Raw genomic sequence first — 21,077 nt, forward strand, 5'->3', positions numbered from 1 at the left:
GTACTCGCTCCGCTCGTTGCCTGCGCGCGCTCACTGTGCACTCCCGGTGTTCAGCAGCGGGCCCGGCCGGTCCGCGGCGTCCGCCGCGACCCGCCCCGCCGGGACGGCCGAACCGCCGGCGGCGCCGACGGAGACCTTCACCAGCGAACCGGACGTCGCGCCGAGGCTGCGCCGCACGGTGGAGCCGGGCGAGTTGGTCGGCAGCCAGACGACGCCGTCCGGCATCTCGGTGATCGCCGCCGGCAGCGTGACCGCGCCACGGTCGGTGCCGACGGTGACCGCGTCGCCGTCGGCCACGCCGAGGGACTCGGCGGTGCCCTTGCCCAGCCGGACCACCGGCGGGCGGGCGGTGCCGGCGAGGTGCTCGTCGCCGTCGGTGAGGCTGCCCAGGTCGATGAGCTGGTGCCAGGTGGACAGCACGGCCTCGCCCGCGCCCGGCTGCCGGACGGCGGCCGGCTCGACCGATGGCGCCGACGGCCGCTCGACCCGGGTACGCGGCAGCGTGCCCAGCTCGCGGCGGATGCTCGGCACGTCGCCGGTGCCCAGCCGCACGTCGAGCTGCGCGGCGATCGCGTCCAGGATCCGGGCGTCGGTCATCGCGCCGGTGTCCAGCACCTTCTCGAACGTGCGCAGCCGGCCCTCCCAGTCCAGGAAGCTGCCGGCCTTCTCGACCACCGGCGCGACCGGCAGGACCACGTCGGCCCGGCGCGACACCGCGCTCATCCGCAGTTCCAGGCTGACCAGGAACGGCACCGCGTCCAGGGCCTTCTCGGCCAGGCGCGGGTCGGCCAGGTCGGCCGGGTCGACACCGGCCACCACCAGGGCGCCGAGCTGACCGTTCGCGGCGGCGGTGAGGATGCCGTCGGTGTCGCGGCCGGCCTGGCTCGGGATCACCCCGGCCGGGATGTCCCACGCCTCGCCGAGCTCCGCGCGGGCGGCCGGCTCGGTGACCACACGGCCGCCGGGGAGCAGGTTGGGCAGGCAGCCCGCGTCGACAGCGCCGCGGTCACCCGCGCGCCGCGGCACCCAGACCAGCCGGGCACCGGTACGCCGGGCGACGTCCGCCGCCGCCGACAGCCCGCCCGGCACCTCGGCCAGCCGCTCGCCGACGATCAGGATCGCGCCGGGCTTACCCAGCGCCTCCGCCACCGTGGCGTGCTCGGCCAGCACGCCGGCCTCCTCGCCCGGCACCACGCGGGCGAGCTTCGCCCCGAGCTTCTCCAGGCCGCGCGTCGCGAACGGCGCGATCGCGTACACCGTGAGCTTCTTCTTCAGGTACGCCTTGCGCAGCCGCAGGAAGAGGATCGGGCACTCCTCCTCCGGCTCCAAGCCGACCAGCACCACGGCGGGCGCGTTCTCCACGTCCGTGTAGGTCACGTCGGTGACCCCGGCGACGCTGCTGGCCAGGAAGTCGGCCTCCTCGCGGGAGACCGGGCGGGCCCGGAAGTCGATGTCGTTCGTGTGCAGTGCGATCCGGGCGAACTTCGCGTACGCGTAGGCGTCCTCGACGGTGAGCCGGCCGCCGGTCAGCACCGCCGTGCCGGTCGCGCCGTCACGGGCCTCGCGCAGCCCCTCGGCGGCCCGGGTCAGCGCCTCGCTCCAGGACGCCTCGCGCAGCTCACCGGTCTTCTCGTCGCGCACCATCGGGGTGCTGATCCGGTCGAACGCGCGGGTGTACTGGAAGCCCCAGCGGCCCTTGTCGCAGTTCCACTCCTCGTTCACCGCCGGGTCGTCGCCGGCCAGCCGGCGCAGCACCTTCCCGCGCCGCCAGTCGGTGCGCTGGGCGCAACCGGCCGAGCAGTGCTCGCAGACGCTCGGCGTGGAGACCAGGTCGAACGGGCGGGCCCGGAACCGGTACTGCGCGCCGGTCAGCGCGCCCACCGGGCAGATCTGCACGGTGTTGCCGGAGAAGTACGAGTTGAACGGGACGTCCCCCTCGTCGCCCTCCTCGCCGTACTCCTCGTCCCGGTAGATGTTGATCTCCTCGTGCGAGGAGCGGCCCATCAGGTCGATGAACTTGTCCCCGGCGATCTCCTCGGAGAACCGGGTGCACCGCTGGCAGAGCACGCAGCGCTCGCGGTCGAGCAGCACCTGGGTGCTGATCGGCAGCGGCTTCGGGTACTCCCGCTTGTGCTCGTGGAACCGCGAGTCCGTCCGGCCGGTGGACATCGCCTGGTTCTGCAGCGGGCACTCGCCGCCCTTGTCACACATCGGGCAGTCCAGGGGGTGGTTGAGGAGCAGCAGCTCCATCACCCCCTCCTGGGCCTTCTTGGCGACCGGGGAGGTGAGCTGGGTCCGCACCACCATGCCGTCGGCGACGGTCTGGGTGCAGGAGGCGACCGGCTTGCGCTGGCCCTCCACCTCCACCAGGCACTGCCGGCAGGCGCCGGCCGGGGCCAGCAGCGGGTGGTCGCAGAAGCGGGGGATCTCGGTGCCCAGCTGCTCGGCGACCCGGATCAGCAGCGCCCCCTTGGGGGCGGTGACCTCGACGCCGTCGATGGTCAGCGTGACGGTCTCGGTCTGCTTGGCTACGTCGGTCATCAGTGCGCCCCTACCAGGGTCTTCTCCGACAGCTTCGGAGCGGTACGTCCCTCGATGTAGTCGAGGTAGTCCTGCTTGAAGTACTTCAGCGACGAGGTGACCGAGCTGGTCGCGCCGTCACCCAGACCGCAGAACGAGCGGCCGAGGATGTTGTCGCAGGTGTCGAGCAGGGTGTCCAGGTCCTCGTGGGTGCCCTGGCCGGACAGGATGCGCCGGTAGACCCGGACCATCCAGTAGTTGCCCTCCCGGCACGGGGTGCACTTGCCGCACGACTCGTGGTGGTAGAACTCCAGCCACCGGTAGGTCGCGTACACCGGGCAGTCCTGGTCGGAGAAGATCTGCGTGGCGGTGGTGCCCAGGATCGAGCCGGCCCCCGCCACCCCCTCGAAGTCCAGCGGCACGTCCAGGTGCTCGGCGGTCAGCAGCGGCGTCGACGAACCACCCGGGGTCCAGAACTTCAGGTTGTGCCCCGGCTTCATCCCGCCGGCCAGCTCGATCAGCTCGCGCAGCGTGATGCCCATCGAGCACTCGTACTGGCCCGGGTTCGCGATCCGGCCGGACAGCGAGTAGATCATCGGGCCGGACGACTTCTCCGTGCCCATCGTCTTCCACCAGTCCGCGCCACCGAGCACGATGTACGGCACGCTGGCGATGGTGCCGACGTTGTTGACAACGGTCGGGCTGGCGTACAGGCCGTGGGTCGCCGGGAACGGCGGGCGCAGCCGGGGCTGGCCGCGGAAGCCCTCCAGCGAGTCCAGCAGCGCGGTCTCCTCACCGCAGATGTACGCCCCGGCGCCGGAGTGCACCACCAGGTCCAGGTCGAACCCGGAGCCGAGGATGTTCCGGCCGAGGTAGCCCTTGGCGTACGCCTCGGCGACCGCGCTGCGCAGCCGCCGGGCGGCGTGCACCGCCTCACCGCGGATGTAGATGTACGCCCGGTTGGCCCGGATCGCGTACGAGGCGATGATGACGCCCTCGACCAGCGAGTGCGGGTCGTAGGTCATCAGCGGCAGGTCCTTGCAGGTGCCCGGCTCGCCCTCGTCGGCGTTCACCACCAGGTAGTGCGGCTTGCCGTCGCCCTGCGGGATGAAGCCCCACTTCAGGCCGGTCGGGAAGCCCGCGCCGCCACGGCCGCGCAGCCCGGAGTCCTTGACCAGCTGGATCAGGTCGTCCGGGTGCGCCTTGAGCGCCTTGCGCAGGGCGGCGTAGCCGTCCAGGTTCTCGTAGGTGCCGATCCGCCAGGCGTCCGGCGACAGCCAGCGCTTGGTGAGCACCGGCGTGAGCTTGGCCAGCGTCTCCGGCCGAGGCGTGGTCACTTGCGGACCCCCGATCCGTTGGCGTCCGCCGGGTCGGCGCCGTCCGCGCCCGTACCGGCCTCCGCTTCCTTGAGGTTGCGCTCCTGCGCGCCGGCCGCGTCGCCGGCGGGCTTGCCGTCGCCGGCCGGCGGGTTCGCCGCCGTGCCGGCCGCCTCCGCCGCCTGCGCGTCGCGCGGCACCGGCGGCGGGCCGTCCACCGGGATCTTGGTGCCCGGCGCGTCCGGTACGGCGGTGGCCGCGTCCGGCTGCCGGGTCTCGGCGGTACGCACCTGCGGCGACTTGGCGTCCGGCGCCTTCACGTCCGGCGCGGTGCTGCCGGTGGCCGCCTCCGGCAAAACCTGCTCGGCGGCCTTGGCCGGCTCGGGCGCGGGGGCCGGCTTCGCGGCCTCGGCCTTCGCCTTCGCCTCGGCGGCGGCCCGGTCGGCCTCGGCCTTGCTGCGGATCGGGGTCTTCGGGTCGAAGCCCGGCACCGAGACGCCGTGCTGCTCGGCCAGGCGCAGGCCGCGCAAGCTGGGCTCGCCCGGCCCGCCGTCGGCCACCGCGCCGTCGCGCTCGTCGGCGAAACCGGCGAGCTGGACCGCCATCTCCTTGAGCGTGCACAGGCGCGCGCCCCGGGTCGGCATCGGCCGGCCGCCGGCCCGCAGCTCCTCGACCACGTCGAGCGCGCCCTGCGGCTCCACGTTGTCGAAGAAGTCGTAGTTCACGGTCATGACCGGGCCGTAGTCGCACGCCGCCAGGCACTCGGCGTGCTCCAGGGTGATCTTCCCGTCGGCGGTGGTCTCCTCGTGCCCGACGCCGAGGTGCTCGGCCAGGGCGTCGTAGACCTTCTGCCCGCCGAGCACGTCGCACATGGTGTTGGTGCAGACGCTGACCAGGTATTCACCGGTGGGCTTGCGCTTGTACATGGTGTAGAAGGTGGCGACGGCGCCGACCTGGGCCTTGTTCAGCCCGAGCACCTCGGCGCAGAACTCGACACCGGCCGGGGAGACGTACCCCTCCTCGGACTGGACCAGGTGCAGCAGCGGCAGCAGCGCCGAGCGGGACCGGTCGGCCGGGTACCGGGCGATGATCTCCCGCGCCCGGAGCCGGGTCTCTTCAGTGAACGTGCTCATCGGTCACAACCACCCATCACGGGGTCCAGCGAGGCGCCGCCGGCGATCACGTCGGCGATCAGGCCGCCCTCGGCCATCGCCGGGAGGGCCTGGAGGTTGACGAAGCTCGGCTCCCGGTAGTGCACCCGGTAGGGCCGGGTGCCGCCGTCGGACACCGCGTGCACGCCGAGTTCGCCGCGGGGCGACTCGACGGCGACGTACACCTGGCCCGGCGGGACCCGGAAGCCCTCGGTGACGAGCTTGAAGTGGTGGATCAGCGACTCCATCGACTGACCCATGATCTTCGCGACGTGCTCCAGGGAGTTGCCCATGCCGTCGACGCCGATGGCGAGCTGCGCCGGCCAGGCGATCTTCTTGTCGGAGACCATCACCGGGCCCGGCTTCAGACGGTCCAGCGCCTGCTCGACGAGCTTCAGCGACTCCCGGATCTCCGCGACCCGGACCAGGTAGCGGCCCCACACGTCACCGTCGGTGTGGGTCGGCACGTCGAACTCGTACGTCTCGTAGCCGCAGTACGGCATGGTCTTGCGCAGGTCCCAGGCGAGGCCGGCGGAGCGCAGCACCGGGCCGGTGACGCCGAGCGCCATGCAGCCGGTCACGTCGAGCACCGCCACGTTCTGCGTCCGTTCCAGCCAGATCGGCTGACCGGAGAGCAGGTTCTCGTACTCCTTGAGCCGCTTCGGCATCAGCTGGAGGAAGTCGCGGATCTTGCGGATCGCGTCGTCCGGCACGTCCTGCGCCACGCCGCCCGGCCGCACGTACGCGTGGTTCATCCGCAGGCCGGTGATGGTCTCGAAGATGTCGAGGACGTACTCCCGCTCGCGGAAGCCGTACAGCATCATGTTGATCGCGCCCAGCTCCATGGCGGTGGTCGCCAGCCAGACCAGGTGCGACGAGATCCGGTTGAGCTCCATCATCAGCACGCGGATGGTGTTCGCGCGCTCGGTGATGTCGTCGGTGATCCCGAGCAGCTTCTCCACCGCGAGCGCGTACGCCGTCTCGTTGAACAGCGGGGAGAGGTAGTCCATCCGGGTCACGAACGTCGAGCCCTGGACCCAGTTGCGGTACTCCAGGTTCTTCTCGATGCCGGTGTGCAGGTAGCCGACGACCGAGCGGGCCTCGCGGACCGTCTCGCCCTCCAGCTCCAGGACCAGCCGGAGCACGCCGTGGGTGGACGGGTGCTGCGGGCCCATGTTGACGACGATCCGCTCGTCGTTGATCGGGTCCGTGCCGGAGACGACCTCGTCCCAGTCCCCGCCGGTGACGGTGAAGACCTTGCCCTCGGTGGTCTCGCGCTCGGTCGCGTAGTTAGACGTGGTCACTGGTACGACCTCCTACGGTCCGGCGGCGGGATTTCCGCACCCTTGTACTCGACCGGCACGCCGCCGAGCGGGTAGTCCTTGCGCTGCGGGTGACCCTCCCAGTCGTCCGGCATGAGGATCCGGGTCAGGGCGGGGTGGCCGTCGAAGACGACGCCGAACATGTCGTACGTCTCCCGCTCCTGCCAGTCGGCGGTCGGGTAGACGGCGGTGACGCTCGGTACGTGCGGCTGCTCGGCGGAGACCGCCACCTCCAGCCGGACGATGCGGCGGTAGGTCATCGAGGTCAGCTGGTAGACCACGTGCAGGCGCCGTTCCGCGCCCAGGTAGTCCACGCCGGACAGCGACGAGAGCAGCTCGAAGCGCAGCGACAGGTCGTCGCGCATCACCTGGCAGACCTCGGCGATGCGCTCCGGGCGTACGTGCAGCGTCAGTTCGCCCCGGTCGACCACGACCTTCTCGATCGCGTCGTTGAAGTCCGGGTACGCCTCCTCCAGCGCGTCCCGCACCTCGTCGAAGTAGCTCCCGTACGGGCGGGTCGCCTCCTCGATCGGCTTGCGCTGGCGGACCAGCCCGCCGTAGCCGGAGACGTCACCGGTGCCCTGGTTGCCGAACATCCCCCGGCCGGCCGGGCTGGCCGGCGGGTACTCGGCCGGAGCGGTGGAGCTGGCGCCGACCGGGGTGGTCGGCACCGGCACCCCGCCGTCGTTGGTCTTGTCGTTGCTCATTTCGGGCCCCTATGCGACGCCTGAAGGTGGTTCTGCGCCTTCATCCAGTTCTCGATCCGCAGCTGCTCCTCGCGCCCCTCGCGGACGGCCTTCGTCCACTCGGCACGGCGGGCCTTGTCGCTGCGGTACGACGAGGGCATCGAGCCGTACGGCACGACCGGCACGTCACCGCGCGCCTGGCGGGCCTCCAGCATCTTGCGGCCGTTCGGGCCCAGCGGCTCGTGCATGATCTTCTCGCGCAGCTTGAGCACGGCGTCGATGAGCATCTCCGGCCGGGGCGGGCAGCCGGGCAGGTACATGTCGACCGGGACGACGTGGTCGACGCCCTGCACGATGGCGTAGTTGTTGAACATGCCGCCGCTGCTGGCGCAGACGCCCATCGAGATGACCCAGCGGGGCTCGGCCATCTGGTCGTAGATCTGGCGCAGCACCGGGGCCATCTTCTGGCTCACCCGGCCGGCCACGATCATCAGGTCCGCCTGGCGGGGCGAGGCCCGGAAGACCTCCATGCCCCAGCGGCCCATGTCGTAGTGCGGGCCGCCCGCCGCCATCATCTCGATGGCGCAGCAGGCCAGACCGAACGTCGCGCCCCAGACCGAGGTCTTCCGCGTCCAGTTGACCAGCTTCTCGACGCTGGTGAGCAGGACGCCGGAGGGGAGTTTCTCCTCGATGCCCATCTGCTACCTCCTCAGTCCCAGTCCAGGCCGCCGCGACGCCAGACATAGGCGTAGGCGACGAAGACCGCGACGATGAACAGGACCATCTCCACGAAGCCGAAGATCGGCAGAGCGTCGAAGGAGACCGCCCAGGGGTAGAGGAAGATGATCTCGATGTCGAAGACGATGAAGAGCATCGCCGTCAGGTAGAACTTGATCGGGAACCGGCCGCCGCCGACCGGCTGCGGGCTCGGCTCGATGCCACACTCGTACGCCTCGAGCTTGGCCTTGTTCAGACGCCGCGGGCCGGCGAGTCGGGCAGCGGCCACGGAGAACAGCGCGAACGCCGCAGCGAGGGCGAACAGCCCGATGATGGGTGCGTAAGGAGAGAGCGTCATCGTTGTCCCCTGCTCGTCCTTCCCTGACCTCGGTGGTTGGCCAAAATCACACTATTCACGTCCCTGAGACCTCGGTCGTCGGGGGGTCGATCTCTGTCCGGCTCGTGGTCGGTCGTCTTCTACACGGCCGGGGCCACCTTCGTCATCGCGTTGATGACCCGGTCCATCGCGTCCCCGCCGCGCGGGTCGGTCAGGTTGGCCAGCAGCTTGAGCACGAAGCGCATGAGCATCGGGTGCGGCATGCCGTGCTTGGTCGCCATCCGCATGATCTCGGGGCGGCCGATGAGCTTCACGAACACGCCGCCGAGCCGGTAGTAGCCGCCGAAGCGGGCCTTCAGCTCCTGCGGGTACGCCATCAGCGCCCGCTCCCGTTCCGCGCCGGCCGGGCGGGCCAGCGCCTGCACCATGACCTCCGCGGCCATCTCGCCGGACTCCATCGCGTACGCGATGCCCTCGCCGTTGAACGGGTTGACCATGCCGCCGGAGTCGCCGACCAGCAGGACCCCGCGGGTGTAGTGCGGGACCCGGTTGAAGCCCATCGGCAGCGCGGCCCCGAGGGTGGGACCCTCCGCGTTGGACTCGTCGGTCATCCCCCACTCCTCGGGGGTGTTCGCGAGCCAGTCGGTGAGCAGCTTGCGGTAGTTCGTCTTGCCGAACGCCGAGGACGAGTTCAGCACGCCGAGGCCGACGTTCACCCGGCCGTCGCCGAGGCCGAAGATCCAGCCGTAGCCGGGCAGCAGCGCGTCGCTGCCCTTGGCCCGCAGCTCCAGCCACGACTCCAGGTAGTCGTCGTCGTGCTTGGCGGGCGAGCGGTAGTAGCGGCGGACCGCCACGCCGATCGGGCGGTCCTCCCGCTTGGCCAGCCCGAGGGCGAGCGGGAAGCGGCCGGAGACGCCGTCGGCGGCGACCACGAGCGGCGCGTGGAAGGTGGCGGGCTCCTTGTCCGGGCCGACCTCGGCCTGCACGCCGATCACCCGGTCGTCGGCACCGAGCACCGGGCCGAGGACGTTGACGCTGGTGCGCAGCTTCGCCCCGGCGGCGACGGCCCGCTGCGCGAGCAGGTCGTCGAAGTCGAGCCGGGTCCGCACGAGGCCGTAGTTGGGGAAGCTCGCCAGGTCGGGCCAGTCCAGCTCCAGGCGCACCCCGCCGCCGATCACCCGCAGGCCCTTGTTGTGCAGCCAGCCGGCCTCGGGCGAGGTGTCCACGCCCATCCGGATGAGCTGGCGCACGGCCCGGGGCGTGAGCCCGTCGCCGCAGACCTTCTCCCGGGGAAACTCCGTCTTCTCCAGCAGCAGCACGCGTACGCCGTGCCGCGCCAGGTGGTACGCCGTGGCCGATCCTCCGGGACCGGCGCCCACGACGATGACGTCGGCGTCGTTCTCCACCGCGGTCATCCGCGCCTCCTCCCGCATGCTCGTGAAATGCTTCACAAGCCCATCCGGATGGAGTCTATGACCGCTGTTACACCAGGACGCGTTGAGGGGGGCCTAACTTCGCGGAAACGGGCCGGTAGGCGGGCCGAAACCGGTCAGGGGCGAGCCGGCGCGGCCGGTCCGAGCCCGGCGTCGAGCCGGATCGCCTCGGGCAGGTGGTCACGCAACGCGCCACCTGCCGCACGGTCGAGCGCCGCCAGCACCTCGGCGACGACCTGCCGGACATCAGCGGGATCCGCGCCGGCCAACTCGCGGAGCTGGGCGATCAGCTCGGCGGCGTCGTCGTCGGTGGCGGCCTGGTCTGGTCCCGTCATGCAGGCGAGCCTACGGGGACAAAGTAGACCAGAACCGGATATTCACGAAATGACCGGCTAACGCCTGGTCGGCCGGTCAGTTTCGGACGGCCCGGTGCAGGGCCACCACGCCCCCGGTCAGGTTGCGCCACGCCACCCGGCCCCAGCCGGCCGCGCCGATCCGCGCGGCCAGCGCCGGCTGGTCCGGCCAGGCCCGGATCGACTCCGCCAGATAGACGTAGGCGTCGGGGTTGCTGGACACCGCGCGCGCCACGGCCGGCAACGACTGCATCAGGTACGACAGGTAGACGGTGCGGAACGCCGGGTTGACCGGGGTGCTGAACTCGCAGACCACCAGCCGCCCGCCCGGCCGGGTCACCCGGGCCAGCTCGCGCAGCGCCGCGTCGGTGTCGTTGACGTTGCGCAACGCGAAGGAGATGGTCACCGCGTCGAAGCTGGCGTCGGCGAACGGCAGCCGGAGCGCGTCCCCGGCCAGCAGCGGCACCGACGGGCGGGTGCGCTTGCCCGCGTACAGCATGCCCAGCGACAGGTCGGCGCCGACCGCGTACGCCCCGGAATGGGCCAGCTCCTCGGTCGAGACACCGGTGCCGGCGCCCACGTCGAGCACCCGCTCGCCCGGCGCCAACCCGAGCGCCGCCCGGGTGGCCCGCCGCCAGGACCGGTCCTGCCCGAAGGAGAGCACGGTGTTGGTCAGGTCGTAGCGGGCCGCGACACCGTCGAACATCGCGGCTACCTCGTGCGGCTGCTTGTCCAGGCTGGCGCGCTGGCCCTGCGGGGTACGGCTCACCCCTCCACTCTGCCAGCCGCGCCCCTTCCGCCCCGCCCCGGGTACGCGAGAGGGCGGGGTGGTCGCCCACCCCGCCCTCGCCGTGTCCACGGTGACGGTGTCAGTCCTCGGTGCGCTCCTCGCCCGGCGTGACGAGCACCACCTTGCGGCGCCGGGACAGCATCATCAGCGCCACACCGGCGGCGACCACCGCAGCGCCGATCCCGCCGATCAGGCCGACCTGCATACCGGTCACCGGCAGGCCACCGCCGCCGGTGCCGCCACCCGCGCCACCACCGGAGGTCGGCGTCGGCACCGCGGTCACGCTGCCGGTCGGGGTCGGCTCGGCGGTCGGCGTCGAGGTCGGCTCAGCGCTCGGCGTCGGGCTCGGGGTCGACTGCGGGCTCTGGTCGACGAAGACGTCGAACTGGGCCGTGTTGTCGCCGTCGTCGGCCTCGGAGAACGCGCGACGCTGCGCCGAGGTGGCGGCCTTCGGCTGCTCCTCCGGCGTGCCGGAGGCCGCCTCCAGCCCGGCGGCCCAGACGAAGCCCGGCCGGAGCAGCTTCTCGGTCACGTCCGCGCCGACCTTCACCCGCACGTCGGCGGTGTAGTACTGGCCGGGCTTCAGCACCGCGCCCAGGTCCTCGCAGTACGCGTTGGCGAAGCCGCCCAGGTTCTGCTCGACGCAGCCCTCGGGCAGCTCGGCGAAGGTGACACCAACCGGCAGCGTGATGCCGTACGCGACGCCCGTGGCGTTCTCGCTTCCGTCGTTGAACACGGCCCAGTCCAGCGGCGCGGTCTGGCCCGGCCGGACCGGGCGCAGGTTCGCCTCACCGGCGTCGTCGCCGTCGACGACCACGTCGGCGTACACGTCCTGGACCCAGGTGGTGAGGTCGTAGCCGGGGTCGGTGACGGTGATGTCGTGCTCGACCGTGTCCAGCACGCCGGCGCCGTTGGCCGCGCTGATCGACACCGTCAGCGTGCCCGCCCCGCCCTTGCCGCCGGTGGAGAACAGCGGGATGCCGAAGTCCTCGGTGGTCCCGGCGGGCACGTCGCCCAGCAGGCAGGAGAAGGCGGTGCCGCGGATGTCGCAGCCCTTCGGCGCCAGCACGCCGACCTTGCCGGGCTTGAGGTCCTTCGTCTCGACGGTGACCCGGACGCCCTTCGCGTCGACGGTCCCGGCGGCGTTGTTCACCTGGAACTTGAACGGCTTGGCCTTGGCTTCGCTGACGCCCTTGGCGAGCTGGTAGCTGAGCGGGATGAGCTGGAGGTCGGCCTTGTCGACGGCGTACGCCGGGCCGGCGACCGCGCCGAGGCCGGCGGTGGAGAGCAGGGCCACCACGCCGGCGCGCGCCAGCGTGGACCGGTAGCGGAAGGTCATGGTTCCCCCGGGGGTAGGGACGTGCCGATCAACGCACGGAACGAAGGGACGGTACCGGAGCGACGCATCGCCGCGCCAGCGTCGTACGGTGGGAATTCCCATCGATTCGACAGACGGCAGGGGCGGGATGGTCACCCATCCCGCCCCTGCCGCGGTGCGTTATGTGAACGGCCCTCATGGGCCGATGGAGGACGACGGTCCCCGACGGACGCCGCCAGCGTAATGGCGTCGCCGGCTTGCCGGGCGGTGCTCACCCGGGTCGCCGCCGACCTGTTACCTGCCTGCTCGCGGCCCGGATCGGTGGTGTCGCGCGGGCAGGCTAGCCGCCGGTGATCACGCAGGTGAAGACCCCTGGCGGAAGCTTCACCGGAAACGGGCGGAGCTCCGGCCGCACGACGGGAGCCGACCGGCCGAACGGGGGAACGAGGTCAGTTGACCTCGACCAGCGGCAGCGACTTCCCGGCCCCGCCGCCGGGCAGAGCGATCGACGAGAAGTGCGAGACCACGCGGTCGTCGCTCGGGTCGTCGGCGGGCGTGTGGTGCACCGCGAGCCGGTTGTAGAGCGTGTCCCGCTGGGCGGGGATCCGGTCGGCCGACCGGATCATGCCGATCAGCTCGTGCAGGTTGGAGCGGTGCCGGGCCCCGGCGGAGGAGATGACGTTCTCCTCCAACATGATCGAGCCGAGGTCGTCCACGCCCATGTGCAGCGCGAGCTGCCCGACGTCCTTACCGGTGGTCAGCCAGGACGCCTGCAGGTGCGGCACCGTCTCGAAGAACAGCCGGGCCACCGCGACCAGCCGCAGGTATTCCAGCGTGGTCGCCTGGGTGCGGCCCTTCAGGTGGTTGTTCTCCGGCTGGTACGTCCACGGGATGAAGGCCCGGAAGCCGCCGGTGCGGTCCTGCACGTCGCGGATCATCCGCAGGTGCTCGATGCGCTCGGCGTTGGTCTCGCCGGTGCCCATCATCATGGTGGCGGTCGACTCCAGGCCCTGCCGGTGGGCCAGCTCCATGACCTCCAGCCAGCGGGCGCCGGACTCCTTCAGCGGCGCGATCGCCTTGCGCGGCCGGTCCGGCAGCATCTCGGCGCCGGCGCCGGCGATCGAGTCCAGGCCGGCGGCCTTGATCCGGGCGATGGCCTCGTCCAGGCTCACGCCGGAGACCTTCGCCATGTGCAGGATCTCGCTCGGGCCGATCGAGTGGATCGCGAGCTGCGGGTACGCCTTCTTGACCGAGGAGAACAGCTCCTCGTAGTACTCCACGCCGTAGTCCGGGTGGTGGCCGCCCTGGAGCATGACCTGGGTGGCGCCCAACTCGACCGCCTCGCCGCAGCGGCGCAGGATCTCCTCGGTCGGGTGGGTCCAGCCCTCCTTGTGCTTGGGGGCCCGGTAGAACGCGCAGAACTTGCACGCCGTCACGCAGACGTTCGTGTAGTTGATGTTGCGGTCGATCAGGTACGTGACGATGTTGTCCGGGTAGCGGCGCCGCCGTACCGCGTCGGCCGCCTCGCCCAGCGCGTGGAAGGGCGCGTCGGTGTAGAGCAGCAGCGCCTCCTCGGGCGTGATGCGCCCGCCGTCCGCGCCGCGTTGCAGGATGTCGTCGATCTCCCGGTTCGCCGTCACACTCCCGAGCGTACGTCGCGGGCCCGACGGCGGGAAACGCCACTCCTCACCCGGTGACGAGAGACCCACCCGGTCAGGGCATCCCCGGACTGGCCACCGGCAGCCCGATCGCCCTGGCCGCCTCCAGCAGCCGCTTGTCGTACGTGACGAACGCGACGAACTCGGCCGCCGCCTGCCGGGCCAGGACCTCGGCGGTGGCGAGGTGGACGGCGTCCAGGCTGCGCAGCATCGGCTCCGGGTACGCGCCCGCCGTCGCACGGACCGTGGCGTCGATCTCGACCCGGTAGAGACGTCCCAGCACCGAGGGGACACCCACCAGCGCCTGTGGAGCGGCACGACGCAACGCCCGCGGCACCTCCACCTCGACGAGAGCCGACGACACCAGCGCGGTGCCGGCGCGCTCGTTCAGCCAGCCGAGCAGATCCGGCGTCTCCGCCTCCCGCCGCAGCATCTTGATGACCGCCGCCGAGTCGAGGTAGATCACCAACGCTCCTCGTCGCGTGCCTCGACCAGCGCGGCCGCGGCGTCCACCGTGGGATCCCCGAGCACCGGCGGCATCGGGACCGGGCCGGTCGTGGTCGGGGCCGTGGCCCGGCCCTCGGCCACCAACCGGCCGAGAAGCGCGTCGCCGGCCAGCACCGGGACCAGGCGGGCGATCGGCTCACCCCGATCGGTCACCTCGACCGTCTCACCGGCGCGCACCCGCGCCAGCACCCGGCTGGTGTGCTGGTTCAGCTCCCGGACGGCGATCTGCTCCATCAGGCAAGTGTAGAACGTAACGTTCTACCCGTCACGGATGGTGGTCGACCCGAAGCGCCACCGCGGGAAGCGGAGCGCTGGCGTCGCCCGTCTACGCTCTCGGCGTGTCAGTCGTATCGCCCCCGCCCACCCCCGTACGCGTGGCCGGCGCCCGCTCCGCCCTCTGGTCCCTCACGATGACCGCCGTGCTCGTCGGCTTCGGCCTCGCCGTGATCGTCGTGACCGCGGCGGTCGGCCACCTCACCGTGGGACTCCCGATCGCGGTGCCGATCTCCGTCGGCCTGGTCGGCTGCCTCGCCTTCGCGGTCGGCCTGCGCCTGCTGCACCGGGGCTGGTGGCTGACCCTCCTGTCGGTGCTGCCGGCCCTGTTCGTGCTGGTGGGCGCCGTCCAGCTCGCCCCCGAGTCGGTGCTCCGGGAGCGCGGCGTCGCCCAGCAGGTGACCATCACCGACGTGCAGACGGCCGGCAAGCGGCACGAGTTCGCCCTCCAGGGCGACGCCGGCCGGCTGGACGAGCCGCTGGTCTACCGGGGCAGTTCCCCCGGCTACCGGGTGGGCCAGCGGCTGACAGTGGTCGTCGACCCGCGTGGTGAGGTGGAACTGACCGACGCGCGGGACGTGGACCCGGACGGAAAGCGGGGCATGCTCGTGTTCGGCGCGGCGGGATGGACCCTGTTCGCGCTCGTCGGCGGGTGGCGCGGCCACGTCAGCCGGGCCCGTGGCCGCGCCGCCACGGCACCGCCCGTGGTGATCTGAGCGGCGGCGCCGCTAGGCGTCGTAGTCGACGGTCAGCTCGTCGGTTACGGGACTCGACTGACAGGTCAGTACGTAACCGGCGGCCACCTCGTCCGGCTCCAGCGCGTAGTTGCGCGCCATCGTCACCTCGCCGGACGTCACCTTGGCCCGGCAGGTCGAGCACACCCCGCCCTTGCAGGCGTACGGCAGCTCGCCGCGCACCCGCAGTGCCGCGTCCAGCACCCGCTCGTCCCGGCCCATCGTGAAACTGGACGAGCGCCCGTCCAGCACGATCGTCACGTCGGTGCCCGCGCCGGGCCGCTCGGCCTCACGCCGGACCGGCTCCGGCGGGGCGTCGACGTGGAACAGCTCGGTGTGCACCGCCGCGTCCGGCACGCCGCGACCGGCCAGCACCGCCTTGGCGTCCACCACCATCCCGTACGGGCCGCAGAGGAACCACTCCTCGATCTCGTCCCCCGGTACGACGGTGTCGAGCAGCCGGGTCAGCCGGTCGGCGTCGATCCGCCCCGACAGCAGCGCCGACTCGCCCATCTCCCGGGACAGCACGTGCACCAGGTGCAGCCGGGTCGGATAGCGGTCCTTCAGGTCCGCCAGCTCCTCGGCGAACATCACCGAGTTCGCCGTGCGGTTGCCGTACACCAGCGTGAACGTGCTGCGCGGCTCGGTCGCCAGCGCGGTCGCGGCCAGGCCGAGGACCGGGGTGATGCCGGAACCGGCGACCACCGCGCCGTACCGGCGGACCCGGTCCGGGGTGAACGCGGAGGTGAAGTGGCCCAGCGGCGGCAGCACCTCGACGGTGTCGCCGCCACGCAGCGCGCCGCAGGCGTACGCGGAGAACGCCCCGCCCGGCACCTCACGCACCCCGACCCGCAACCGGCCGTGCCGGGCCAGCTCGTCGGGGGTGGAGCAGATCGAGTACGACCGCCGCACCTCCCCGCCGTCGGCGTCGGCCGGGCGGCGGACGGTGAGGTGCTGCCCGGCGGAGAACGCGAACGTCTCGCGCAGCTCCTCCGGCACCGCGAACGTGATCGACACCGAGTCGTCGGTGAGCCGGTCCACGGCGGCCACGGGCAGCGGGTGGAAGACCGGCCGGCGGCGAACCGGCCGCGTGATGGTGACAGTCACAGCGCCTTCAGGTGGTCGAAGGGTTCGGAACAGGAGCGGCAGCGCCACAGCGCCTTGCACGCGGTCGAGCCGAAGCGGCTGATCTGGGTGGTCTCCGGCGACCCGCAGCGCGGGCAGCGTACGGCCAGCGTCAGCGGCACCACGGTGTCGTCGCCGCGCGGCGCGGGCGGGGCGATGCCGGCGGCGGCGAGCTTGGCCCGCCCGGCGTCGGAGATCCAGTCGGTGCTCCACGCCGGGTGGTAGACCGTGCGGACCTCGGCGTCCGGATGCCCGGCGGCGGCCAGCGCCCGGCGGATGTCCGCCCGGATCACGTCCATGGCCGGGCAGCCGGTGTAGGTGGGGGTGATCGTGACGACGACCCGGCCGGTGCCGGGCTCCTCGTCGACGGCGCGCAGGATGCCCAGCTCGTCGATGGTGATGACCCGGATCTCCGGGTCCACCACCGCCGCCGCGGCGTCCCTCGCGCTTGTCACCAGCTCGCTCCGGGGTGGGCGCGGTGCAGCACCTGCATCTCGGCGAGCAGGTACGAGAGGTGCTCGGTGTGCAGGCCGTCCCGGCCACCACCGGGCGTCCAGCCCGTCTCCGGGCGGGTGAGCGTCGCCTCGTCCAGCACGGCGGACACGGTGGCGTCGAAGTCGGCCCGAAGGGTGGACGGGTCGACCGGCGCCGCCGGATCCGGGTTGAACAGCTCGTGGACGTACGGCCACACCTCGTCGACCGCGTCCTGCATGCGCCGGTGCGACTCCTCCGTGCCGTCGCCGAGCCGCTTCACCCACAGCGCCGCGTGGTCCAGGTGGTACGCCGACTCCTTGCGCGCCTTCGCGCCGACCGCCGCGAGCCGTTCGTCCGCGCAGCCGGCCAGCGCCGTGTAGAGCGGCACCTGGTACGCGGCCAGGAAGAACAGCTTCGCCATGGTCACGCCGAAGTCGCCGTTCGGCAGCTCGACCAGCAGGCAGTTGCGGAACTCGCGGTCGTCGCGCAAGAAGGCCAGGTCGTCCTCGTCGCGGCCCGCGCCCTCCAGCTCGCCCGCGTACGTGAGCAGCAGCCGCGCCGCGCCGAGCTGGTCGAGGGCGATGTTCGCGAGCGCGATGTCCTCTTCCATCTCCGGCGCGCGGGAGGTCCACTCGCCGAGGCGCTGCGCCGCGATGAGCGCGTCGTCGCCGATGGCGAGCGTGAAGTCGAACCGGCTCATAGGTTCGCCGCCCCTTCGGGGACCTCGTAGAAGGTGGGGTGCCGGTAGACCTTGTCGGCGGCCGGGTCGAAGAACGAGTCCTTCTCGTCCGGGCTGGACGCGGTGATCGCGCTCGCCGGCACCACCCAGATGGATACGCCCTCCTGGCGGCGGGTGTAGAGGTCCCGGGCGTTGCGCAGGGCCAGCTCGGCGTCGGGGGCGTGCAGGCTGCCGACGTGGGTGTGCGACAGGCCACGGCGGGCCCGCACGAAGACCTCCCAGAGGGGAGAGGACGAGCTGCTCATGCCGCCACCGGCTCCTTTCGATCTGACCGCTTCGCGGCGTACGCCGCGGCGGCCTCCCGTACCCACGCGCCGTCGGCGTGCGCCTTGCGCCGGTGCGCCATGCGCTCCCTGTTGCACGGCCCGTTGCCCTTGATGACCCGCATCAGCTCGTCGTAGTCGGGCTGGGTGTAGTCGTACGCCTGGCGCTCGTCGTTCCAGCGCAGGTCCGGGTCGGGCAGGGTGAGGCCGAGCACCTCCGCCTGGCCGACGCACATGTCGACGAAGCGCTGGCGCAGCTCGTCGTTGGAGAAGCGCTTGATCTTCCAGGCCATCGACTGGGCGCTGTGCGTCGAGTCGCCGTCCGGCGGGCCGAACATGGCAAGTGACGGGTACCACCAGCGGTCCACCGCGTCCTGCGCCATCGCCTTCTGCGCCTCGGTGCCGTGCGCCAGCGTGTGCAGGATCTCGTAGCCCTGCCGCTGGTGGAACGACTCCTCCTTGCAGACCCGGATCATCGCCCGGGCGTACGGGCCGTAGGAGCAGCGGCACAGCGGCACCTGGTTGACGATCGCCGCGCCGTCCACGAGCCAGCCGATCGCGCCGACGTCGGCCCAGGTCAGCGTCGGGTAGTTGAAGATCGAGCTGTACTTCTGCCGCCCGTCGAGCAGCAGGTCCACCAGCTCGTCGCGGCTGATCCCGAGCGTCTCGGCCGCCGCGTAGAGGTAGAGGCCGTGGCCGGCCTCGTCCTGCACCTTCGCCAGCAGGATCGCCTTGCGCTTGAGCGACGGCGCCCGGCTGATCCAGTTGCCCTCCGGCTGCATGCCGATGATCTCGGAGTGCGCGTGCTGCGCGATCTGCCGGATCAGCGTCCTGCGGTACGCCTCGGGCATCCAGTCGCGGGGCTCGATCTTCTGGTCCGCGTCGATGACGTCGGCGAAGTACGCCTCGACGTCCTCGCCCGGCGCCGGACCGCCGCGCCGCGCACGCGCCGCCGCTTCGCGCAGCGCCGCCTCCGCGGCCTCCACTTCGCCGAGCAGGCCGCCGCCCGGAGCGTCCTCCGGCGGAGCGAAGTCATTGCCATACATGTAGCTAGTGTTACAGCTCGGCACGATTGACACCAGAGGGTGTAACAGCATTCGCGAGCCGCCTTCCACGACCGGACAAGCGCCTGCCGTCATCGCCAGCAATCGGAGAGTGACTGTGATGTCGATCACTCGATGAAGGTGAAACCTCCCAAGGCTGGCAAAGCACGTCAATAACCCGCCCTTCCCACCAAGTCGGCGGGTGTCGAGACCTGGCATATCGACAGTCCGGAAGTAGACTTCCCCCGGCAAGCCGTTCGGCTCCAAGATCGTCACCGTTCAGGCCAACGTCCCCCGGCCTTGTGGCGACCGGAGCGAAACCTGCGGAAGCGCCGGTCCCCCCGGCCATACATCTGGAGTTCACCACTCATGCGACCTCGCGTGACCATGGTGCTCGCCATCGTGGCGGTCCTCGTCGGTGGCGTCATGCTGGTGCCCGCCGCGTACGCCAAGTTCGCCGGCGGCAGCGGCGAGGGCGGCATCGGCGGCGGTGGACAGGTCCCGGCGCCGAGCCCGACCGCCCCCGCACCGCCGACGCTCGCCGACGCGCCGGTCTCGGTGAAGTTCGAGGGCGAGTTCTTCTCCTGGGCACTGATGGACCGCGAGACGGGCACCGTCACCGGCGCGAAGAACATGAACCAGACCAGCTCCACCGAGTCGATGCTCAAGGCCTGGATCGTCGCGGACTACCTGCGCCAGCTCGGCGAGAAGGAGCCGAGCGACGACCTGAAGAAGGCGGCGATCCTGGCGATCCGGGACAGCGACGACGACGGCGCCAACCGGGTCTACCGGGCGGCCGGCGGCTCCTACCGCCCGCAGCCGGGCGGCAAGCCGGACCCGGTCATCGCGCGCGCGATCCGGATCTGCGGCCTGACCGACACCAGGCCCGGCGACGTGCCCGACTACGAAGGCTGGTGGAGCTTCACCGAGATGTCCCCCCGGGACGCCGTTCGCCTCGGCGACTGCATCGCCGACGGCCGCGCCGCCGGGCCCAAGTGGACGAAGTGGCTGCTCAGCGAAATGACCAAGGTGGCCGGCAGCGTCAAGCAGCAGGAGGAGCGCTCCGGCGGCGGCCGGTGGGGCATCATCGACGGCCTGCCCGCGACGATCAAGGCGCAGGGCCCGGTGCACATGAAGAACGGCTGGACGCGGCTCGCCTACGACGGCAACTGGCACGTCAGCTGCTTGGCGTTCACCGACAAGTGGAGTCTCTCGGTCATGATGCGCTACCCGGCCAGGGCCGGCCTGTCGTACGGCGCGAAGATGTGCGCCAGCGTCGCCACCCAGCTCGTGACGCCGCAGCCCGGCGCCGCGCTCAAGGTGCCGCAACAGCCGGCCGGGAAGCTCTGATGGCCGGCGCCCGGCGTCGACCCGGCAGCCATCGCCGCCCGCTGGCGTTCAGCGCCCTGGCAGTGGTTCTCCTCGGACTGCTCGGCCTCTCCCTGCGGGTGATCCCCGGCTCGCCGCTGGAGGCCACCGCAAGCTCGCACCCCGAGCCGACCAACGAGCGGTCCGCCCGGCAACCGGTCGACCGCAACGCGCCGCGCGTCGCCCCCTCACCGGCGCTCACCCCGCTGCCGTTCCAGGAGAAGAACCTGGACAGCCTGAAGATCAAGGGCTGGTACGCCTGGTCCGTGCTGGACAAGCGCACCGGAAAGATCATCGGTTCGGCGAACATGGACGAGACCAGCACGACCGCTTCGCTGATCAAGTCCTGGGTGGTGGCCGACTACCTGCGCCTGCGCGCCGAGGACGGCAGGACGCCGAGCGAGGCGAAGCTGGCCGACGCCACGAAGATCATTCGCGACAGCGACAACACCCGCGCCCAGGAGTTCTACGAGAGCGTGGGCGGTTCCGACTCGATCGAGCGGCTCATCTCGATCTGCAAGCTCACCGACAGCGCGGTCGCCGACGACGGCGGCTGGAGCCGCACCGAGCTGTCCCCCCGGGACACCGCCCGGCTCGGGCTCTGCATCGACGACGGCCGCGCGGCGGGGCCGAAGTGGACCAAGTGGCTGCTCAACGAGATGCGCCAGGTACGCGCCCCCGGTGACTTCGGCATCCGCAAGGCGTTCCCGGCCGCCCAGCAGAAGAAGATCGCCATCAAGAACGGGTGGATCGACCGGGACAAGGAAAAGGAGTACCACGTCAACTGCCTCGCCATCGGCGACACGTGGACGATGGGCGTGATGGTCCGCAGCCCGTTCGGTGTCGAGGGCGGCTGGGAGTACGGCATGGACGCCTGCGAACGGATCACCAAGGCGCTGCTGCGACCGGCGACCTGATCCGCCCGGCCGCCCACCGCGGGGTCGGCAGCC

22 protein-coding genes are annotated in these 21,077 nt (G+C 71.6%); 3 read left to right on the plus strand and 19 right to left on the minus strand.

Features of this window, described 5'->3' with window-relative positions; translation table 11 throughout:
• Nucleotides 1–30 precede the first annotated feature (30 nt).
• The 14 genes from MCBG_RS18175 to MCBG_RS18240 form a co-directional block, all read right to left on the minus strand.
• Nucleotides 31–2,541 carry an NADH-quinone oxidoreductase subunit G gene (locus MCBG_RS18175; RefSeq protein ID WP_043327307.1) on the minus strand — a complete coding sequence of 837 codons (2,511 nt, stop codon included), beginning with the start codon at nucleotides 2,539–2,541 and terminating at the stop codon, nucleotides 31–33.
• Complete coding sequence (gene nuoF / locus MCBG_RS18180; RefSeq protein ID WP_043327309.1) at nucleotides 2,541–3,857, minus strand: NADH-quinone oxidoreductase subunit NuoF; 1,317 nt, start codon at nucleotides 3,855–3,857, stop codon at nucleotides 2,541–2,543. Before nuoF ends, MCBG_RS18175 begins: the two co-directional genes overlap by 1 nt.
• On the minus strand, nucleotides 3,854–4,969 hold the full coding sequence (nuoE, locus tag MCBG_RS18185) for an NADH-quinone oxidoreductase subunit NuoE (protein ID WP_043327311.1): 1,116 nt from the start codon (nucleotides 4,967–4,969) through the stop codon (nucleotides 3,854–3,856). Before nuoE ends, nuoF begins: the two co-directional genes overlap by 4 nt.
• The gene (locus tag MCBG_RS18190; protein WP_043327313.1) at nucleotides 4,966–6,291 is read right to left on the minus strand and encodes an NADH-quinone oxidoreductase subunit D; all 1,326 of its coding nucleotides are present in this window, start codon (nucleotides 6,289–6,291) and stop codon (nucleotides 4,966–4,968) included. The genes nuoE and MCBG_RS18190 overlap by 4 nt, the downstream gene beginning before the upstream one ends.
• Entirely contained in the window at nucleotides 6,288–7,016 is a 729-nt protein-coding gene (locus MCBG_RS18195; protein WP_043327315.1) for an NADH-quinone oxidoreductase subunit C, read from the minus strand. The genes MCBG_RS18190 and MCBG_RS18195 overlap by 4 nt, the downstream gene beginning before the upstream one ends.
• Complete coding sequence (locus MCBG_RS18200; protein WP_013283602.1) at nucleotides 7,013–7,693, minus strand: NuoB/complex I 20 kDa subunit family protein; 681 nt, start codon at nucleotides 7,691–7,693, stop codon at nucleotides 7,013–7,015. The genes MCBG_RS18195 and MCBG_RS18200 overlap by 4 nt, the downstream gene beginning before the upstream one ends.
• 11 nt (nucleotides 7,694–7,704) lie before the next feature.
• On the minus strand, nucleotides 7,705–8,070 hold the full coding sequence (locus MCBG_RS18205) for an NADH-quinone oxidoreductase subunit A (protein ID WP_013283601.1): 366 nt from the start codon (nucleotides 8,068–8,070) through the stop codon (nucleotides 7,705–7,707).
• A 119-nt stretch (nucleotides 8,071–8,189) separates the two neighbouring features.
• The gene (locus tag MCBG_RS18210; RefSeq protein ID WP_043330724.1) at nucleotides 8,190–9,464 is read right to left on the minus strand and encodes a geranylgeranyl reductase family protein; all 1,275 of its coding nucleotides are present in this window, start codon (nucleotides 9,462–9,464) and stop codon (nucleotides 8,190–8,192) included.
• Nucleotides 9,465–9,598: 134 nt separating this feature from the next.
• Nucleotides 9,599–9,817, minus strand: a complete 219-nt coding sequence (locus MCBG_RS18215; RefSeq protein WP_030500769.1) for a hypothetical protein — start codon at nucleotides 9,815–9,817, stop codon at nucleotides 9,599–9,601.
• 76 nt (nucleotides 9,818–9,893) lie between these two features.
• Nucleotides 9,894–10,604, minus strand: coding sequence for a demethylmenaquinone methyltransferase (locus tag MCBG_RS18220; protein ID WP_043327317.1), 711 nt, complete (start codon nucleotides 10,602–10,604; stop codon nucleotides 9,894–9,896).
• Nucleotides 10,605–10,704: 100 nt separating this feature from the next.
• Entirely contained in the window at nucleotides 10,705–11,964 is a 1,260-nt protein-coding gene (locus tag MCBG_RS18225) for a COG1361 family protein (protein WP_043327319.1), read from the minus strand.
• 428 nt (nucleotides 11,965–12,392) lie between these two features.
• Entirely contained in the window at nucleotides 12,393–13,583 is a 1,191-nt protein-coding gene (gene mqnC, locus MCBG_RS18230) for a cyclic dehypoxanthinyl futalosine synthase (protein ID WP_030500766.1), read from the minus strand.
• 73 nt (nucleotides 13,584–13,656) lie between these two features.
• Entirely contained in the window at nucleotides 13,657–14,067 is a 411-nt protein-coding gene (locus tag MCBG_RS18235; protein WP_043327321.1) for a type II toxin-antitoxin system VapC family toxin, read from the minus strand.
• Nucleotides 14,064–14,342 carry a type II toxin-antitoxin system Phd/YefM family antitoxin gene (locus MCBG_RS18240; RefSeq protein ID WP_013283593.1) on the minus strand — a complete coding sequence of 93 codons (279 nt, stop codon included), beginning with the start codon at nucleotides 14,340–14,342 and terminating at the stop codon, nucleotides 14,064–14,066. The genes MCBG_RS18235 and MCBG_RS18240 overlap by 4 nt, the downstream gene beginning before the upstream one ends.
• A 104-nt stretch (nucleotides 14,343–14,446) precedes the next feature.
• Here MCBG_RS18240 and MCBG_RS18245 point away from each other — a divergent pair, with 104 nt between their 5' ends.
• A complete protein-coding gene (locus MCBG_RS18245) occupies nucleotides 14,447–15,097 on the plus strand; it encodes a hypothetical protein (RefSeq protein ID WP_223201262.1) in 651 nt (216 codons plus the stop codon).
• Nucleotides 15,098–15,109: 12 nt separating this feature from the next.
• Here the strand turns inward: MCBG_RS18245 and paaE are convergent, their stop codons facing one another.
• From paaE to paaA, 5 genes are read right to left on the minus strand one after another with little or no spacing between them, the layout of a single operon-like run.
• The gene (gene paaE / locus MCBG_RS18250) at nucleotides 15,110–16,222 is read right to left on the minus strand and encodes a 1,2-phenylacetyl-CoA epoxidase subunit PaaE (RefSeq protein WP_043327325.1); all 1,113 of its coding nucleotides are present in this window, start codon (nucleotides 16,220–16,222) and stop codon (nucleotides 15,110–15,112) included.
• Entirely contained in the window at nucleotides 16,219–16,695 is a 477-nt protein-coding gene (gene paaD / locus MCBG_RS18255) for a 1,2-phenylacetyl-CoA epoxidase subunit PaaD (protein WP_043327327.1), read from the minus strand. The genes paaE and paaD overlap by 4 nt, the downstream gene beginning before the upstream one ends.
• Nucleotides 16,692–17,414, minus strand: coding sequence for a 1,2-phenylacetyl-CoA epoxidase subunit PaaC (gene paaC / locus MCBG_RS18260; RefSeq protein ID WP_043327329.1), 723 nt, complete (start codon nucleotides 17,412–17,414; stop codon nucleotides 16,692–16,694). Before paaC ends, paaD begins: the two co-directional genes overlap by 4 nt.
• A complete protein-coding gene (paaB, locus tag MCBG_RS18265; RefSeq protein WP_043327331.1) occupies nucleotides 17,411–17,698 on the minus strand; it encodes a 1,2-phenylacetyl-CoA epoxidase subunit PaaB in 288 nt (95 codons plus the stop codon). The genes paaC and paaB overlap by 4 nt, the downstream gene beginning before the upstream one ends.
• Nucleotides 17,695–18,762, minus strand: coding sequence for a 1,2-phenylacetyl-CoA epoxidase subunit PaaA (gene paaA, locus MCBG_RS18270; RefSeq protein ID WP_043327333.1), 1,068 nt, complete (start codon nucleotides 18,760–18,762; stop codon nucleotides 17,695–17,697). Before paaA ends, paaB begins: the two co-directional genes overlap by 4 nt.
• A 366-nt stretch (nucleotides 18,763–19,128) precedes the next feature.
• Here paaA and MCBG_RS18275 point away from each other — a divergent pair, with 366 nt between their 5' ends.
• Both MCBG_RS18275 and MCBG_RS18280 read left to right on the plus strand, forming a co-directional pair.
• The gene (locus tag MCBG_RS18275; protein WP_043327335.1) at nucleotides 19,129–20,109 is read left to right on the plus strand and encodes a hypothetical protein; all 981 of its coding nucleotides are present in this window, start codon (nucleotides 19,129–19,131) and stop codon (nucleotides 20,107–20,109) included.
• Complete coding sequence (locus MCBG_RS18280) at nucleotides 20,109–21,044, plus strand: serine hydrolase (RefSeq protein ID WP_043327337.1); 936 nt, start codon at nucleotides 20,109–20,111, stop codon at nucleotides 21,042–21,044. The genes MCBG_RS18275 and MCBG_RS18280 overlap by 1 nt, the downstream gene beginning before the upstream one ends.
• Nucleotides 21,045–21,077: the final 33 nt, after the last annotated feature.

The sequence above is a fragment of the Micromonospora sp. M42 genome, assembly GCF_000568915.1.
GTDB classification, from domain to species: Bacteria; Actinomycetota; Actinomycetes; order Mycobacteriales; family Micromonosporaceae; genus Micromonospora; species Micromonospora chalcea.

What these genes read in the sequence shown, in the direction of transcription:
- MCBG_RS18175 (WP_043327307.1), bottom strand. Translation starts at nt 2,541, where the DNA reads ATGACCGACGTAGCCAAGCAGACCGAGACCGTCACGCTGACCATCGAC.
- nuoE (WP_043327311.1), bottom strand. Translation starts at nt 4,969, where the DNA reads ATGAGCACGTTCACTGAAGAGACCCGGCTCCGGGCGCGGGAGATCATC.
- MCBG_RS18195 (WP_043327315.1), bottom strand. Translation starts at nt 7,016, where the DNA reads ATGAGCAACGACAAGACCAACGACGGCGGGGTGCCGGTGCCGACCACC.
- MCBG_RS18200 (WP_013283602.1), bottom strand. Translation starts at nt 7,693, where the DNA reads ATGGGCATCGAGGAGAAACTCCCCTCCGGCGTCCTGCTCACCAGCGTC.
- MCBG_RS18205 (WP_013283601.1), bottom strand. Translation starts at nt 8,070, where the DNA reads ATGACGCTCTCTCCTTACGCACCCATCATCGGGCTGTTCGCCCTCGCT.
- MCBG_RS18210 (WP_043330724.1), bottom strand. Translation starts at nt 9,464, where the DNA reads ATGACCGCGGTGGAGAACGACGCCGACGTCATCGTCGTGGGCGCCGGT.
- MCBG_RS18215 (WP_030500769.1), bottom strand. Translation starts at nt 9,817, where the DNA reads ATGACGGGACCAGACCAGGCCGCCACCGACGACGACGCCGCCGAGCTG.
- MCBG_RS18225 (WP_043327319.1), bottom strand. Translation starts at nt 11,964, where the DNA reads ATGACCTTCCGCTACCGGTCCACGCTGGCGCGCGCCGGCGTGGTGGCC.
- MCBG_RS18240 (WP_013283593.1), bottom strand. Translation starts at nt 14,342, where the DNA reads ATGGAGCAGATCGCCGTCCGGGAGCTGAACCAGCACACCAGCCGGGTG.
- paaC (WP_043327329.1), bottom strand. Translation starts at nt 17,414, where the DNA reads ATGAGCCGGTTCGACTTCACGCTCGCCATCGGCGACGACGCGCTCATC.
- paaB (WP_043327331.1), bottom strand. Translation starts at nt 17,698, where the DNA reads ATGAGCAGCTCGTCCTCTCCCCTCTGGGAGGTCTTCGTGCGGGCCCGC.
- paaA (WP_043327333.1), bottom strand. Translation starts at nt 18,762, where the DNA reads ATGTATGGCAATGACTTCGCTCCGCCGGAGGACGCTCCGGGCGGCGGC.
- MCBG_RS18275 (WP_043327335.1), top strand. Translation starts at nt 19,129, where the DNA reads ATGCGACCTCGCGTGACCATGGTGCTCGCCATCGTGGCGGTCCTCGTC.
- MCBG_RS18280 (WP_043327337.1), top strand. Translation starts at nt 20,109, where the DNA reads ATGGCCGGCGCCCGGCGTCGACCCGGCAGCCATCGCCGCCCGCTGGCG.